General features: G+C 66.5%; 14 protein-coding genes and 1 tRNA gene. 7 read left to right on the forward strand and 8 right to left on the reverse strand.

Translation table 11 applies throughout. The features are described 5' to 3' along the window. Positions 1-41: 41 nt before the first annotated feature. Complete coding sequence (locus C2R25_RS04780; RefSeq protein ID WP_103728085.1) at positions 42-533, reverse strand: thioesterase family protein; 492 nt, start codon at positions 531-533, stop codon at positions 42-44. A 106-nt stretch (positions 534-639) separates the two neighbouring features. On the opposite strand from C2R25_RS04780, the gene C2R25_RS04785 reads away from it, so the two are divergent. Together C2R25_RS04785 and C2R25_RS04790 are read left to right on the forward strand one after the other, a co-directional pair. Further along, positions 640-1,158: a cytochrome b gene (locus C2R25_RS04785; protein WP_103728086.1), complete on the forward strand. Its 519-nt coding sequence runs from the start codon at positions 640-642 to the stop codon at positions 1,156-1,158. Positions 1,159-1,317: 159 nt separating this feature from the next. Further along, a tRNA-Leu gene (locus C2R25_RS04790) sits at positions 1,318-1,404 on the forward strand. Between the two features lie 410 nt (positions 1,405-1,814). On the opposite strand, the gene C2R25_RS04795 is transcribed toward C2R25_RS04790, so the two are convergent. Next, the gene (locus C2R25_RS04795; RefSeq protein WP_103728087.1) at positions 1,815-3,209 is read right to left on the reverse strand and encodes a HAMP domain-containing sensor histidine kinase; all 1,395 of its coding nucleotides are present in this window, start codon (positions 3,207-3,209) and stop codon (positions 1,815-1,817) included. Then, a complete protein-coding gene (locus tag C2R25_RS04800) occupies positions 3,206-3,883 on the reverse strand; it encodes a response regulator transcription factor (protein WP_103728088.1) in 678 nt (225 codons plus the stop codon). Before C2R25_RS04800 ends, C2R25_RS04795 begins: the two co-directional genes overlap by 4 nt. 133 nt (positions 3,884-4,016) lie before the next feature. On the opposite strand from C2R25_RS04800, the gene C2R25_RS04805 reads away from it, so the two are divergent. Beyond that, positions 4,017-5,204 (forward strand): glycosyl transferase, encoded by a 1,188-nt coding sequence (locus C2R25_RS04805; RefSeq protein WP_103728089.1) that lies wholly within the window; start codon positions 4,017-4,019, stop codon positions 5,202-5,204. Here C2R25_RS04805 and C2R25_RS04810 read toward each other — a convergent pair. The 3 genes from C2R25_RS04810 to C2R25_RS04820 all read right to left on the reverse strand — a co-directional run bounded on the left by C2R25_RS04810 (position 5,201) and on the right by C2R25_RS04820 (position 8,553). Continuing rightward, on the reverse strand, positions 5,201-5,647 hold the full coding sequence (locus C2R25_RS04810) for a hypothetical protein (protein WP_103728090.1): 447 nt from the start codon (positions 5,645-5,647) through the stop codon (positions 5,201-5,203). The two genes, C2R25_RS04805 and C2R25_RS04810, sit on opposite strands and share 4 nt — an antisense overlap. Positions 5,648-5,896: 249 nt before the next feature. Then, positions 5,897-7,345: a glycosyltransferase family 4 protein gene (locus C2R25_RS04815; protein ID WP_103728091.1), complete on the reverse strand. Its 1,449-nt coding sequence runs from the start codon at positions 7,343-7,345 to the stop codon at positions 5,897-5,899. Further along, complete coding sequence (locus C2R25_RS04820) at positions 7,342-8,553, reverse strand: polysaccharide pyruvyl transferase family protein (protein ID WP_199183764.1); 1,212 nt, start codon at positions 8,551-8,553, stop codon at positions 7,342-7,344. The genes C2R25_RS04815 and C2R25_RS04820 overlap by 4 nt, the downstream gene beginning before the upstream one ends. A 304-nt stretch (positions 8,554-8,857) precedes the next feature. Here C2R25_RS04820 and C2R25_RS04825 point away from each other — a divergent pair, with 304 nt between their 5' ends. The 4 genes from C2R25_RS04825 (at position 8,858) to C2R25_RS04840 (ending at position 13,801) form a co-directional block, all read left to right on the forward strand. Further along, on the forward strand, positions 8,858-9,727 hold the full coding sequence (locus C2R25_RS04825) for a glycosyltransferase family 2 protein (protein WP_103728093.1): 870 nt from the start codon (positions 8,858-8,860) through the stop codon (positions 9,725-9,727). A gap of 35 nt (positions 9,728-9,762) precedes the next feature. Further along, a complete protein-coding gene (locus C2R25_RS04830; protein ID WP_103728094.1) occupies positions 9,763-10,809 on the forward strand; it encodes a polysaccharide pyruvyl transferase family protein in 1,047 nt (348 codons plus the stop codon). A gap of 104 nt (positions 10,810-10,913) precedes the next feature. Further along, positions 10,914-11,180, forward strand: a complete 267-nt coding sequence (locus C2R25_RS04835; protein ID WP_103728095.1) for a hypothetical protein — start codon at positions 10,914-10,916, stop codon at positions 11,178-11,180. A gap of 2 nt (positions 11,181-11,182) precedes the next feature. Further along, the gene (locus C2R25_RS04840; RefSeq protein ID WP_103728096.1) at positions 11,183-13,801 is read left to right on the forward strand and encodes a putative Ig domain-containing protein; all 2,619 of its coding nucleotides are present in this window, start codon (positions 11,183-11,185) and stop codon (positions 13,799-13,801) included. An 11-nt stretch (positions 13,802-13,812) separates the two neighbouring features. On the opposite strand, the gene C2R25_RS04845 is transcribed toward C2R25_RS04840, so the two are convergent. Together C2R25_RS04845 and C2R25_RS04850 are read right to left on the reverse strand one after the other, a co-directional pair. Beyond that, a complete protein-coding gene (locus C2R25_RS04845; RefSeq protein WP_103728097.1) occupies positions 13,813-14,739 on the reverse strand; it encodes a glycosyltransferase in 927 nt (308 codons plus the stop codon). Then, on the reverse strand, positions 14,736-15,842 hold the full coding sequence (locus C2R25_RS04850) for a glycosyltransferase family 1 protein (RefSeq protein WP_103728098.1): 1,107 nt from the start codon (positions 15,840-15,842) through the stop codon (positions 14,736-14,738). Before C2R25_RS04850 ends, C2R25_RS04845 begins: the two co-directional genes overlap by 4 nt. Positions 15,843-15,869: the final 27 nt, after the last annotated feature.

Here is a 15,869-nt window from a genome sequence, read left to right on the forward strand (position 1 = left end):
CTGCCAAAGCCACGGGGGGCAGGGCAAGCAACCCCGATGCTTTATCCAGAGGTTGCGTTGGAGGCGCAGCGCGCTGGCTCGCCCCGGGCGGTGGACTGGTGGGCGTGAAGAGCGCTGAGCGCTTGGCGCCATGGTGACGGCAAGGCAACCGGCCGACGGTCCTCCCTGCCGACGTAGACATGGGTGAAGTGGCCTTCCGCAGCCGCGTACTCCTCGTTCTGCACGAACAGGCCGAGATGATAGGTCACGCTGCTGGTGCCGAGGGACGCCACCGCCAGCCCCACCTCAAGCGTCTGCGGGAAGTGGACCGGCGCGGCATAGCGGCAGCCCGTTTCCACGACGAGCCCGATCGGATCGCCGGCATGAACGTCGAGCAAACCCTGTTCGATCAGCCAGGTGTTCACTGCCGTGTCGAAGAAGGCGTAGTAGATGACGTTGTTCACGTGGCCATAGGCATCGTTGTCGTGCCATCGCGTCGTGATCGGTACGAAGGTGCGGTAAGCGGCACGCGGGCGCAGCGGGATACGGCTCATCCGGCTGGAGTAGGTGTTGCCGGCCCGCCTTTCCAGTGCTTCACTTGTGGACACTGAAAAGGGTCATGGGTTAGCCGCGCGGTTCTGCTGCAAGGGGAGCCTGTGAATGGATTATGCGAAGTACAATGTGGGCGCGCGGGCCCTGCACTGGATCACCGCCGTGATCATCGTCGCAAACCTTGCTGGCGGGTTGCTCAAGGAAAGCTTGAGCGATGTCGTCCCGATCATGCCGGTGCACAAGGCGACAGGCGTGACGGTGCTTGCGCTGTCCCTGATCCGGCTCGGCTGGCGACTGACCTGGCGGGCGCCTGCCTATCCCGCCACGATGGGGCGGCTCGAGAGGGGGCTCGCCCACAGCGTCCACGGGCTGCTGTACCTCCTCATGATAGCCATGCCTCTGAGCGGCTGGATCATGTCGTCGGGTGGCAAGTACCCGATCTCCTGGTTCGGCCTGTTCGAATGGCCCAAGCTGCCTGTCCCACGGGGCAGCGTGCTGCAGGAATTTGGCGCACAGTTCCACGAGACGGCGGGTTGGCTGATGCTTGCGCTTGTTCTGGGGCATGTGGCTGCAGCCCTTCGCCATCATTTCATCCTCAAGGACGGCGTTCTGCGGCGGATGCTTTGAGCCGGGGTGGCGGTCCGTGCAGCGGCTGCGCAGGAGTGGGCGAAAAGAAAATGCCTTTTTTCGAAAATAATCTTCACGAGCCGCTTGCTAGATCCCAATCCCCTTGCTAATGGCGCGCTCCTGCCACGGGGCGGATGCAAATCCTTCCCCGTTGATTTAGCGGTCGTGGCGGAATTGGTAGACGCGCAACGTTGAGGTCGTTGTGGGCGAAAGCCCGTGGAAGTTCGAGTCTTCTCGACCGCACCAGACAGTTTCTGAATAGCATTGATCATTGCCTTCGGGCACCCGGCCTGTGCGAACGCGCGCAGTTCTGCCGGTTTTCGGCGTTGGTTTGCGGCTGCTGGACACCCTGATTTACTCGGTATGGGTATGAGTCTGAGGGTGTCAGGCGCAGTCTTTGGGCATGACGGGCGGGGCTGCGGGGTGTTTTCTGCGAACCGGGAGCGCTGTGTGTAGGTATCAGCGGTGGCGGTGTGCATCATGCCGCTTCGGATCTGATCACCCCCCCAACGGTCGGTGCGGCAAACGCGCTGGCCGTCTTCGGGAGCAGGTCAGTGTCGGATCCGCTGGACCGTCACTGTGCAGGTCGGCTCGATCATCACCCGCACTTGGAAATAGCCGGAACTTGCGCGGGTTCACACCTGGAAGCATGATCGTCAGATCGTGCCCCTCTGCTCCGCGCCGGTCGCGTGGTGCTCCGGGATGATGAGCGAGACACGAAGTCCGGGGTGTGCCGCAACCAGCTCAAGCGTCGCACCATGTGCGTGCGCGATGGCGGCAACCATGCTCAGGCCCAGCCCTTCGCCGGGGACGGCCGATGCCTTCGCAGCGCGGTAGAATTGCTCGGTCACGCGCGCGGCGTCTTCGTCAGCGATTCCGGGGCCATCGTCACGGACGCTCAGGACCAGCCCCCCGGCCTCTCGCATGGCGGAAATCTCTACGCGACACCCTGCGCCGGCATGCTTCAGGGCATTGTCGAGGAGGTTCGACAACGCCTGGAAGACAAGATCGAGGTCCAGATCGGCAACAAGGGGGCGCCGGGCCGAGACGATGAGATTTGTCCCGATCCGCTCCGCCTCGGGCTGGTAGAACTCGAACAGGTCCTCCAGCAACTGGACGACGTCCGTGCGTTGCAGGTGAAGAGGATGACGCCCGTTCTCCAGGCGCGAGATCCGCATGAGCGCGGAAAGGATCTGCTGCAGCCGGTTGGCCTCGACGATGGCCTCTCCTGCCGCAAGCCGCGCCGGCGAGGCATCAGGCGCCAGGTGCTCCAACGCTTCGAGCCGGCCGATCAGCCGGGCAAGAGGGGTTCTCAGTTCGTGAGCCGCGTTGTCCGACACGCGCTGCACGGCCTGGAAGAGGGTCTGGATGCGGTGCAGCATCATGTTCAGCGTTTCGCCGAGCCGGTCGAAATCGTCTGCCGTGCCACGAACGTGGACGCGGCCGGTGAGATCTCCCTCCATCACCTGACGGACCGTTACCGTCAGGGCTTCGATGCGCCGGCCGATGGCGCGGCTCATCAGCCAACCGCCCCCAAGCCCCAGAAGCAACGTGACACCCAGGATCCACACGGCGGCCGTGCGCAGGATCTCGCCTTCGTTGATCAGTTCTTCCACATCGCGGCCGACCAGGAGGCGGGCGCCATTCGGGAGACGAATGTCCCGGACCAGCGCCGTGTGATCGATCTCCACCCCGTCCGCGAAGGCATCGGCTTCGATGAACAACAGGTCCCGGCGCGGTTGCAGCGGCCAGCTGGGAAGGTTGGCGGCGACCGTTCGCCCTTCCGGCGTCAGCAACGCGTGAAAGGCCATGGGGCCGTCCAGGCGAGCGGCCCGGCGTTCGAGCGCGGCGGCCAGCGGGGGCAGGTCACCCCGGCCATAGGCGGTTTGCAACTGCTCGGCCTCGCGCTCCAGCCTGCCGCGCACCTCGTCCATGGGGACCGTAACCCGCAGCCAGTAACCCGTGCCGACCAGGAGCGCGACCGAAAGGCAGAACAGCCCGGCATAGATCAAGGCCAGACGGAACGAGAAGCTGCGGAGAAGCCGCCTCATGCCCCGCGCATCATGTAGCCGACGCCCCGGACGGTGTGGATCAGCTCCGCTTCGTTGTCCTCGGAAATCTTCTGGCGCAGCTTGCTGATGTGCTGGTCAATGATGTTGGTCTGAGGGTCGAAATTGTAGTCCCACACGTTTTCAAGCAACATCGTGCGGGTGACGACGCGTCCGGCGTTGCGTGCCAGATAGGCGACGATCCTCAGCTCCCGCAGAGTGAGCGCTATGCGTCTCCCCGCGCGGGTGACCGAGTGAGCGGCCAGATCGATCTCGAGGTCGGCAACCCGCAGGAGGCTGGTGGTCTCGGCTACGGGCGCGTTGCGGCGGGCAAGCGTTTCCAGCCGCGCCAAGAGTTCGGACATGGCGAAAGGCTTTGCCATGTAGTCGTCCCCGCCGCCCCGCAGACCGCGCACCCGTTCATCCACGTCCCCCAGAGCGCTGAGGATGAGCACGGGCGTCGCATCGTCCGTCGCCCGCAGCGCCGCGAGGATCTTGAGGCCATCGAGGGTCGGCAGCATGCGATCGAGGATGATTGCATCGTAGCATTCGCATGTCGCGCGGACGAGAGCGTCGCGCCCGTCTGCGCAGTGTTCCACCACGTGCCCGGCCTCCCGAACGCCGGCCATGATGTGCGTGGCAAGGGCGGCGTCGTCCTCGACTAGAAGTATATGCATCAGGCGGCATCCATAACCCGGAGCTGTTCCGGCGTCGAGTTTTGGCCCGCCCGGGCAACGGCTAATCATCACATGGGCAAATCTACATGATGCGCCCACTCTGCAAACATTTCGGTTCGGCAAGGGGCGCCGCATGTCCGCGACCAGCTCCGTTTTTCAACCCCGTCCTGTTCATGTGCTTGCCATCGGAGGCGTTCATCAGCTGGGGCATATCCTGCCTGTGGCCTGCGAATTGGAGCGGCGGCACTCCGGCTGCGTGCGGCTTTTCGTATCCACCGACGCAGAGGCGCAGGCGGCGCGGCAGCAGGCAGGTGGCGAGCCGCTGCCGGAGGTGGTGGTCATGGATCTGCCCGCCGGCGCCGCGCTCCTGCCCAAAGGCATGCACAAGAGCGCTCGGCTGATAGCCTGGGCCGGCAGGGTGCGGAGCGCCGCCGTAATCCTCTGCGCCGAGCGCACATCCACGCTTCTGAAGCGGCTTTCGGGTGCCTGTCCGCCGATCCTTCACATTCCCCATGGCGCGGGCGACCGTGCGGTGGGGTTCGAGGATCGTTTCCGCCTGTTCGAGCACGTCATGGTCGCAGGCCACAAGGATCGGGACCGGCTGGTCGACAGCGGGGTCGTACCGCCGGAGAAGTGTACGGTGACCGGCCCCATCAAACTTTCCACCGTCCTTGCCCGTGCCGCAGAGCGTCCGCCGCTGTTCCGGAACGAGCGCCGCACGATCCTTTACAATCCGCATTTCTCGTCCGCTCATTCCTCCATCCACGCTTTCGGGGAAAAGCTGGTCGATGCGGTGGTCGCCGACGGACGCTACAACCTGATCGTGGCGCCTCATGTCCGGCTGGCGCGCACGTGGTCCGCCGCCAGACGACGCCACTGGCAATCCCTTGCCGTGCCTGGGCAGGTCGAAGTGGACCTCGGCTCCATGCGTTGCAATGACATGAGTTACACCCTCGGCGCCGACCTGTACGTCGGGGACGTCAGCAGCCAGGTCTACGAGTTCCTCGTCTATCCGCGGCCCTGCCTGTTCGTCGATGCCCATGCCGTCGCCTGGCGGAACAGTGAAGACTACGCGATGTGGCACTTCGGCGACGTGGTCACCCCGCAGGAGGATCCGATCGCCGCCATCGACCGCGCCTTCGCCTGCCATGCCGCCTATGTCGGCTGGCAGCGCGAGCGCATGGCCAGTGCAATGGAAGGTCTATCCTGGCTTCCGGGTGGCGCGCCGACCTTCCAGCACGCGAAGCCCGTCCAGGCCGCAGCCGACGTGGTCGAGCGCTTTGCCGGGCTGGGCACGCCGGCGATGAGCGCGGCCGCCTAGCGCGAGCGTCGAGGGGGGACGGAGTCGCACCCGCGCGCGGGCGAGCGGTTCAGCACGGCGCTGCGGCGTTCCAGGTGGCGAAGAGGGACGTAGCCGTCCTGCCGGGCGAGCGCTCGCAGATGCTGTACCTTGAGCAGGAGAACCATGGCGCCTGTTACGGCGATGCACGCCTGCCAGCGCTGCGCGTCTGCGATGCCGCTGGAAGCGGCGCCGATGCATTCCAGCAGGGTGACGAACAGCGCAAGGAAGCCAAGCCCATCGCCGGCCCTCAGGCGCGGCATGGCCATCAGCAGGATCACGCCGCAAAAGAGGGTCCAGCACGCCGCCCTCGATGCCGCCCAGTCCAGATGGACGACGCCGAAGGCCAAAATGGCGGCCGCCATCGGCAGGATGGCTCTTGCGGCGGTGACCAGATGATGGGCGGTGGGATTGGGTGACCTCATGCGTCAACGAATAAGGGGGAATGCTGAAGATTGCGTTTCGGGCCGCAGTTTCGGACGCCGCAGGAGGTCGCTGACGCGGAGGGCCGCGCAGGCGCCGAATGCCGCCAAGCTGTAGGTGGCCATGTGTTGTCGCGAGACCGGCGAGTTCGAGAGGTGGAGAGAGGCCGGCACCCTCATCTCCTGCGCGGCTCGACGCTTTCGGACCGCCGTGGTAGGCTTGGAACGTTTTCAGGAGTGTTCGGGTTGTTTCTACGGCGAGGAATGACGAAAGCGGTTGAATATGTCCCAGGGTGAATTCACGGACGAGGGAGCGGGCGGGCTGCGCTCCTCCGCTGCTCCTGCGTCGCCCGAACGGCTGTCGCGCCACTCGGCAGCGATCGGCGGCAAGCCGATCGTGTGGAAGTGGTGGGTGCTGGCCGCAGCCGTCAGCCTCGGGATCTGGGTGGCGATAGTCGGTCTCGTCGTCTGACGAAGAACTCCGGTCGGGGGCAGTTGCGCCGAAAGGGCCTGCTCTATCCGTTGGATCCACGCTTCGGGCGTTAAGGCGAGGGAGCGCGTCTTGTAGAACGCCGCCCGGCTCATCGCGCGTGTCGTGGCATCGCAGGTGGCGAGGCGTCGGATCGCATCGGCAAAGGTTGCGGTATCGCGGGGATCCACGGCGAGTCCGGCGCCGCATCGCACCAGGTCCGGTGCCAGCAGCGCCGTATCCGCGAGCAGCACGGGCAACCCGCTCCAGGCCGCTTCCATCGCCACAAGTCCGAAGGGTTCAGGGTAGCGGCTGGGCATGACCAGCAGCCGGGCCGCGTTGGCGATCGCCCGGATCTCCTCCGGGCTGCGCCGTCCAAGGAGTTGCGCCTTCGGATGGCGCGCTCGGATTTTCGCGGCAAGCGGCCCCTCGCCAACGATCGTCAGCGGCGCCCCTGCCAGCGCGGCGGCTTCGGCCGCCAGATCGGGCCCTTTCGTTTCCTCCAGGCGGCCAACGAATAGCACCGCCCTGTTGCTCTCCGCCTTGATCCGTTTGCTCGAGAACGGGGTGACGGGATTGGGTAGCGCGGTGATCGCACCCGATGGGATGCCACCTCGGATAAGGTAGGGCCGCATGGCTTCGTGAATGGCGAGGATCGGCGGCGATGAGGGCGCATCGAACGCGTGGCGCTGGAGAAGATGGCGCACGCTGCGCCAGATCTTCTGCGCCGATCCATCCCGATCGCACGGCGTGGTGAGACACGCTCGGCTCAACGGGGCATGGGGACAGACTGCGCCTGACTTCATCGAGGCGAAGGCGCCGTTCGGACAGGCGAGGAAGAAGTCGTGCGCCGAGAGGACGAGGCGTCCGCGAACTGGCTCAAGGGCGCTGAATACGGAAGGCGAGAGTATCTGAGACCAGCCGTGAAGGTGATAGACCGTGCGGCCTGTATCATTGGCGTCGATCCAGTTGCGCACCATGGCCTGTGCCGCCCGGTTCCAGAGCCCCGTCACCGCTCCGCGCAGTCGGCCGCGCGCAAGCAGGCGCTCATGTCCCAGCGCGACGATCTCCACGCCCGCCCAATCCAGACGCGGGCTGCAACCCTCATCCCCCGTGATGAAGGTCACCTGGTGACCGCGCGCGGCGAGAGCGCAGGCCGCATCGACGGCGAGCTTGCTGGCACCGCCCTTGGGGTCGCTGAGATCGTTGATCTGGACGATGCGTTCGATCATCGGCGGGCCAGCACTCGTTCCGCCAGGGTGGTTTGCAGGCTGGCGGCGAGGCCCGCGACCTGTGCCTGCGCGCGTGCGATGAGCGGCCGGGGGTCGAAAGGATCGGCCAGCGCGGCAAGGATGCGTTCTCCCGCTTCCCGGCCACTGACGCGGGCGGGGTCCAGCATGTGAGCGCTTCGGCCCGACATGTCGAAGAAGCTGTCGAGCTTGGGATCCCAGCGCAGACCGACGGCGGGAACACCAAAGGAAAACGCCGCGATGCAGGCGTGCATCCTGTGGCCGATGATGCCGTCGCACCCCGAGACGAAAGTGGTCAGCGCTGCAGGATCGTCGAAGCTGCGGCTGAGAGTGACCGGACCTTTCGCGCGGCGGATCCACTCCTCGAACCGGCGGTAGAGGTATCCTCTGTCCTCAGGGCTGCCGTTGGTGAACAGCGCGACCTCGAAGCCGTGGGCCACGAGGGACTGCAGGGCCGCAGGATACCATGCTTCCAGATTAGCCGCAGACGCACGGGTGCTATGATAGCGAACCGCGAGAGGGTCGGTCACGCAAAGGCCGATTTTGCGGCTTCCCTTCCGGCGGAGGGCAACAGGAAAATGAAGGCTCGCCAGCACTCCCGGATCGACCACGACATCGGGTAGCGGTGCCGTCGTCCCCCGAAAGTGCGAGGACCAGGTTTCGCGCGACTTTTCGTCCCGGACGGAGGCGGCCACGATCGCTGTGCGTCCCAGCGCCCCGCCGAACAACCTGGCGGCGGGGCGTGACCACGTGCGCGCCACGCCAACGGCGAAGACGGCGACGGGAACGCTCTTGCGGGACGCTTCGCCAAGCGCGCCCCAGATCTTCACCGGAAAATTGAGATCGGCGTCCGTGAAGAGATTGCCGCCGCCCAAGACGACGGCCTCGGCACCCCGGAGAGCCCGGCGATAGTGTGCGCGAAGCCGGAAGGCGAGGAGCAGGTGCAGCATGGCTCCGGCCAGCAGGCGGCGTAGCGATGCCGGGCACCGTTCAAGCAGGGCGAGTACGGCGCCGCGTGCCCGCCCATGGACGAGGGGATAGTGCCTTCGGCCCGCGAGATCGATGGAAACGACGTCACAGCCGGGCAACGCGCGGCCCAGTTCGCGCTCAAGGCACTCGCTCAGCAGGCCGTCGCCGAGATTCGGACTGTATTTGACGTTGAAGAGCACCACCCGCTGCGGAACCGGCAAGGACCTGCCCCTTGGCAGAGTCCTTTCGGCAGCGTCTGGCAGGGAAGTCATGCTCAAGGCGGCTCCATGGGCGTGAACGGTTGCCGCGATGCCGTAGATGCTGCGGGATGGCGCCCAAGTAACAGAAGCCGACACGTCTTCGCAGATGGTGAAGGCATTTTAACAATACGGTTCGAAACCATGCTCCTATCGCTTGCTCCCAGCGGGATAACAGGCGGTGCAGGCATTGTCGTGAGCACGACTTCGTGAGCACGACCTCCTGTACCTTCTGGCGGTCGGCATTCAACCGGAGGCTATTCAAGGCGTGTCCATCATCCATGTCGTGATCGCCACGGTGGGACGGGCGCAGGCGGTGCGGCAGGCGGTGGACCTTCTGGCGGACCAGACCCGTCCAGCCGATGATGTGCTCGTGATCGCGGTGAGCCCGGATGACGTGGCCGGGCTGGAAAGCGCACGTTGCAACGCGCGGGTGCTCTTCGCCGCGAAAGGTCTCTGCCGTCAACGCAACACGGCACTGGCAGCGGTCGAAGGCACGGCCGACATCGTGGTCTTCTTCGACGATGATTTCGTGCCCGCACCCAACTATCTGGCGAACGTGGAAGCGCTTTTCGCAACGCATCGGGATCTTGTGGGAATCACGGGCGAACTGCGCGCCGACGGCGTGCGCGGCGGCGGGTTCACCGTCGAGGAAGCGCAGCGTATCCTTGCCGCTGCGCCGCTTCGGGACAGCCTCCAGCTGCGCGACCGGCACGAACTCTACGGTTGCAATATGGCAATCCGCATGAGCGCCGCGCAGGGCATGCGGTTCGACGAGAACCTGCCGCTTTATGGGTGGCAGGAGGACATCGACTTCACCAGGCGCCTCGGCCGCCATGGGCGGCAGGTTTCGACCGGCGCGGTAACCGGCGTTCATCTGGGGGTCACGGGAGGACGCACGTCAGGTAAGCGGCTCGGGTACTCTCAGGTCGCCAACATCATCTACCTGCGGCGCAAGGGTACAATCCGCCGAAGTTTCGGGCACCGGCTCCTTTTGCAGAATCTTGCGTCCAACCTGGTGCGGAGCCTGCGACCGGAGCGGTCCATCGACAGGCGCGGGCGGCTGCTCGGCAACTCCCTTGCGATATTCGACTGGCTGAGGGGCCGGGTCGATCCGCGTCGCATCCTAGAGATGTGACGACGGTTCCGGCCGAGGGTGGGGGAGCAGGGCCGATGGCTCGAAGGCTGGTATTCGTCTGTGGCGACCTGCACAATCTCGGGGATCTGAAGCTTCTGCTGCAGAACCTGGCACTGTCGTGCGGAGCTGGAGGATTGGTCCGCCGCTGGGCCGCGCTTCCTCCGGAAATCGAAAGGCAGGTAGCGGCGGCGGGGGGTGAACTGATTGCCGGGCGCAGGATTCTGGGTTGCGCCCGTCGATGTTACGGAGCCGAGATCGTCTTCGGCGGTGGCCAGCTCGTGCGGGACAACGTGTCCTGCGCCGCGCTGTTCGGCCTGTGGCTGGCGGTGATCAGCGCAAGGTTGGGAGGAGGACGCCTGACGACGCGGGGCCTCGGCATCAGCCGCATCCGCTCTGCGCATCATCGGTTCTGGTGGCGCCGCATCCTGGGCGCTGCAAAGACGATCCACGTTCGCGACACGGCGTCGGCGGAAAACCTCAAGGCTCTCCTGCCGAACAAGGACTGCGCGGTACACGCGGACATGGTGCTCCTGGAGACGGGCACCGGCCCGGCGGTTGAAGCGTCTCCCCGCGCGCAGGCATGGCTGGTGATCGCCCCGTGCGCCGATGGCAGCGAAGGCCGTTCGTTCGAAGGCGCCGCGACTGACGCCATCGTTCGGGCGGCGGTGACCGCGCTGCCCGGCGTGCATGTCGTGATCGCCTGCCATGATCCCCGGGCCCATATGGACAAGGCGGTCGCAGCCCGGCTTGTGAGCCGCTGGTCCGACCTTAAAATCGGCGTGCACGACGGGTATGATCTCGAAGCGCTTTTCCGGCTGTACAGGAATGCTGCCCTGGTGATCACCAACCGGCTTCATGCGCTGATTTTCGCGATCCTCGCCGATGCGCCGGTCATTGCCGTCGATGACGGTACGGCCAAGGTCCGCAGTGTCGCCGATCCCTTTGCGGTCCCGGTTCGCGCCCGTGATGATACCGGCGATGGAAGGGCGCAAGTGCAGCAGGCCCTCGCCTATGACCGCGCGGCCCGGCAGAGTGTTCGGGAGGAGATGGCGCGGCGGGCGGCGGGAAATCTGACCGTCTGACTACGCAAGAAACCACTTTCCTACATCGCCTTGGCTGGAACATAAAGGAAACATCGCGGCGTGAAAAACGGCGCGCTCCTCCTCTCCAATCCGGGAACTATGCGATGTCCGATCCTTTCGAGAGTCACTCCGACGCGCCCTTCGCACCTTCGCGCGCGCCTTATCCTATCGTTCCTCATGACACTCAGGCGCTGGCGCTGGTGCCCAGGGGAATCTACGTCGGCACCGGCGGTGACATCGTCCTGCGCGGCGTCGACGGGCAAACCGATGTCACGTACCGAAACCTGCCCGATGCCAGCTACGTGGCCGTGCGGGCGCTGTTCGTCCGTGCCACCGGAACGACTGCCGCCGACCTTATCGCGGAGGCGTGAGCATGGCGCGCCTCGTGTCCGGCGGCCGTGGCAACGGGATCGCCAACATCACGCGCATCGTCACTGGCAGCGGTGCTCTTCTGACCCTTCAACGCCTGCTCGGCGCCGGTTCGACACTGGCGCTGCAAACCGGCAGCCATCCAAACCTCTCCCTGTCGGGTGGGCGTCTCGCAGCGCAGATACCGCTCTTCCCCGGCGAAACCCAGATTGCGCGAATCCGGGAGGTTGCCGGTGCCGGCGCGGCGGAACGGGCGGCCGAGTACACCCTGACGCTCAAGGCCGCGCGGGCGCAGCCATCCGGAACCTGGCTGCCGGCCGCCTCGAACCTTGCCGCGGCTTACGGGCTGGGGAGGATGGTGGCCGATTACGCGGGGCCGGCCGTGCGGGTGCGGCGAGTGTCCGATGGAGCGGAGGCCGACATCGGGTTTGCAGGTCAGGCGCTGGACACCGATGCGGCGGCCGCATTCCAAGGAGTGTCATCCCTGCGCCTCGTCGTGATCTACGACCAGACCGGGAGCGGGCGGCATCTCACGCAGCCGCAGGCGTCCTCGCAGCCGCAGCTATGGCTGGGAGAGGGCGGCCCGACGATCACCAACTACGACACCGATTGCCCCCTGATGATCCCGCCGTCCCTCGTCATGGAGCGGGATGACTGCGCCGTGTTCATGGTGGCGCGCACGCCCGGACAGGCCGCCACCTGCGGTTACTGGGCCTTCGGCGCGGGAGCGACGGAATACGGCCTCACCAGCGCCCGCATCGCCGGCAATCTGGCCATGCAGCCGATGATCTCGGGCGTTTCGATTTCGGCCACGACGACCAATGCGCAGGCTCTGGGCGTGGCGAACATGTCCGTGCTGGGGCTAGTCTCCACGGCTGCGGGGCAGACGGTGCATCGCGACGAGCAGCAGGTGCTTTACCCGCCGGCCGGCGCGGCGAGGCTGGACGGCGGCGGCGAGGTCGGCGAAGCGGTCGAGTACGGCGGCAGGACCGACTGGCGCGCCTTCGTCCTCTATTCCTCGGCACCCGCCGAGGGGGAGGTGGTCCGGATCAGGCAAGCCCTCAAGGCCATCTTCGGCGCGAGCGAGGCTGCCACGCTGTCGTTCCTCGGCGCCGGTGACAGCATCGTCTTCGGGACCGGCGGCGCGAACAACCGCACCATCACGGCGGCCATGCACCACCGCTCTGCGCCCGGTGTCCTGTTCCGCAATATCGGCATCGCCGGCCATCGCCTGGAGCAGCATTACAATGACTTCGACAGGCCTTCCGCCGCTTACGTCGTACCGGGCGTGCCAAATGTGTTCTTCGCCAATTACGGTCACAACGACATCAAGGCCTCTGTCGTCGACGACGCGACCGCCATTTCGACGGTGGAGACGATGAAGCGGCAGGCGCGTCACATGGCGGCACGGCTGCGGGCTTATGGTTTCGACATCGTGATCTGGCAGGAAGCCTACGCCGACACGTCGTTTACAGCGGCGCAGGCGAAGGCGCGCAATGCCTGGAACGCGTGGCTGCGTTCCGACCCGCAGGCTGACGATGGGCTTCCCTGCTTCGATGCGGTGGACCGGGTGGCCAGCGACCCTGACTTCGTCCTGTCGGACGCGGAAACGGCGGCGGGGCGGGGCATGGCGCTCACGGCCAACTCATCCGACGGGGTGCATCCCAACGAAGTCCATGCCGGGGTCCGAGCCGCCCATCTCCTCGCTACGTATGCGGCGATCCCCTTCGGGCTCCGGTACATCGCCGGACCGGCGCAGCAGGGCCTGCCTTACGCCGGTCAACGCCCTGCGGTGATCAAGGGACAGGCGCCCTTCACCTTCTCGCTGGCTCCGGGATCGGCGCCGCTGCCCTCCGGTCTTGTCCTTGACCCGGCGACGGGGGTGATCTCGGGAACACCCACGCAGGCGGGCACCGTGTCCGGCGTGCTCCTGCGGGTTACGGATAGCACGGGCGCGACTGCGGAGACCTCTGTCACACTGGCGATGGCGGCCGCCGCTGCGATCACGGTGGCCGACCAGATCGAGAGCTGGAGCACCAGCGATGCATCGACCCTCGCGGTGAACCTGCCCGCGGAGGTCATGGCGGGCGATGTGCTCGTTGCGGTGCTGAGCGTCGACGGCACGGTCGCGATCGCCTGGGACGACGCCACGGCCGGTGGCTGGGTCCAGCGGGCCGCCTACGCAGCGAACGCAAACCAGCATCTGCTGGCTATCTTCACGCGAACGGCGGACGGGACCGAAGGCGGCAAGGTGCTGAACCTTGGGCTTTCGGCGCCGCAACAGGCGGTGGCGCGGGTACTGCGGGTGCGGGGCGCAAGCGGCTCGGTTGAGGTTTCCGCCTATGCGCGGGGCAACGCGGTTGCGGCCGATCCGCCGGTCGTGACGCCGGCCTGGACCGGGGCGGGTCTCTACATCGCGGCGATGGCGCTGGACGGTACGGCGGCGATCAGTTCCGGGCCTGCGGGTTTCGCCGGCTTCACGGCCCGGGCTTCCAGCACCAGCGGCCAGTCCACCAACGCGACCGCCTGGACGGTGGGCTCCGGCGCGCAGGATCCCGGGCCGTTCACAGCATCGGCCGGCGGAAACTGGGTCGCCGCCACTCTGGTCGTGCAGGCCGCCTGAGGAACTGCCCCTCAGGCAGCCTTGAAGGAGCGAAGCAGGGCAGCGGCCATCACCAGGGGCAGGCGGCGAAACCGCCTTGCCGCCACTGCTCGGGGCCCGACCCGGAAAAGGCTGGCCACGATGCGGGGGCGCAGGGCGCGGGCGCGTTCCCGCGAAACCGCGCGATAGCGGCGGAAGATGCGCAGGAGTGTGTAGGCCTCGATCAGGGGCAGCGGCGGGGATGTGAAGCCTGCCCGCCCGATCGCGTCGAGTTCGGCGCGAACCGCCGACCGCTCCTGCTCTTCCACGTTGGCGATCGAGACCGCCCCCTCGTGCCGCCGATAGAACAGGACATCGACTGGTGGGTTGTCGATCCGGCCGAGCGTGCCGGCGCGGATGAAGAGATCGTAGTCTTCCGCGTGCCGATACCCTTCACGGTAGCCTCCTATGGCCTTGAGCGTGGTGGCACGCATCATGATGAGGGGGTGCATCGAGACGGCGACGCGTGGGGGGAAAACCACCAGATCGGTCCGCGCGTGGCGCCCCCCGGTCGTGCGGACACTGGCAGGCGTCGGGCGGGGGTCTCCCACGGCGTAGCCGCCAACGAGGACGGTTGCGGGATGGGCGTCAAGCCAGGCGACCTGGAAGGCGAACCGCTCCGGGAAAGAGACATCATCGGCGTCCATGCGCGCGATGTACTCTCCCCGGGCATGGGCGATGGCGGTGTTGAGAGCCGCGACAATCCCGCCGTTGGGCTGCCGCACCACGCGCAGGCGCGGATCGCGTCGACCCATCCTGGCGAGGATGTCCGCCGTGGCGTCGGTGCTGCCATCGTCGACCACGATCAACTCGAAGTCCGCGAAGGTCTGGAGGAGGATCGACCGAACGGCCTCCTCCAGGTAGGCCGCCCCGTTGTAGCAAGGCAGGAGGACCGAGACGCGCGGGGGACGGCGGGTCATGCCGCATCCCGCAGCGCGGCGTCGCTCATCGTCAGCAGGGTGTCGCGCAGCTGCTCGCCGGCTCTTCTCCAGGTGAACCGCCGCGCCCGGTCCATGCCGCTGAGGACTTTCTGCGCGAACAGCGCGGCGGCAGGATCGAGGGCGGCGATCGCGTCACGCCAGGAGGAGGGATCGTCGACATCGGCATAGACCGCCGCGTCCCGGCAGATCTCCGGCAAGGCCCCTGCGGGTGCCACGATCACGGGTGTCCCGCAAAGCATCGCCTCCAGCGGCGGGAGACCGAAGCCCTCCGTCCGCGACGGGCACAACACGCACCGTGCCGCAGAGTAAAGCGCCCGCAGCCGGCGATCGTCGCATGTGCCGGCAAAGATGACTCCCGGCGGAACGGACAGGCCGGCCGCTTCCAGCTCCGCACGGTCCGGTCCGACGACGACCAGAGGCACTCCGGGCGGTGCATGACGCCCAAAGGCGGCAAGGACGACGGCGTTGTTCTTGTAAGCCTTTCCACTGCCGATCATCAGGGCGAAGCTGCGCGGCGCCAGTCCCAGGTCGGCAAGCACCTGCACGTCCGGTTCCACATCGAGGATGTGGTCGGCACCATTGTACAGGACGCCGGTACGCGCCCCGGCAGAGACCCCCATCACGTCGAGCATGCGGCGCGAGTAGTTGGAAACCGTGAGAACGGCCTGGCTCGATCGCGCGATGCGCGGTGCGAGCAGACGATATCCAAGCCTCTGGCGCAGCGGATAGGAGCTGTCTGGGAAGAGGAATTGCGCGTCGTGGATCAGGGTCAGTTTGCGCCGGTGCCGCAGCGGGGCAAGATTGGCCAGGTTTACCAGCACACCGTCGGCCGCCAAGAAGGGGAGGCGGCGCTGCTCCCAGACCTGCGAGGGCGCCTCGTCGCAGTCTCGGATGGCGATGGTGCGCAAGGCCGGTCGCCACGTGCCGGAATGCCGGGTCGGCAGGAGCAGTGTCACGCTGGGGCCACCCGCACCCTCCAGCTGCCTGTCGAGCTCCCGAACGAGCCGGTCCGCCACGCGGTGTACGCCGTTCAGGCCGCCGGAGTAGAACTTCCCGTTGATGTAAATCGGCAGCATCGCCATCCCCGCAACACCCGGCGCAGCCTAAAG

This window comes from Novosphingobium sp. HII-3, from assembly GCF_002916655.1.
GTDB lineage: Bacteria > Pseudomonadota > Alphaproteobacteria > Sphingomonadales > Sphingomonadaceae > Novosphingobium > Novosphingobium panipatense.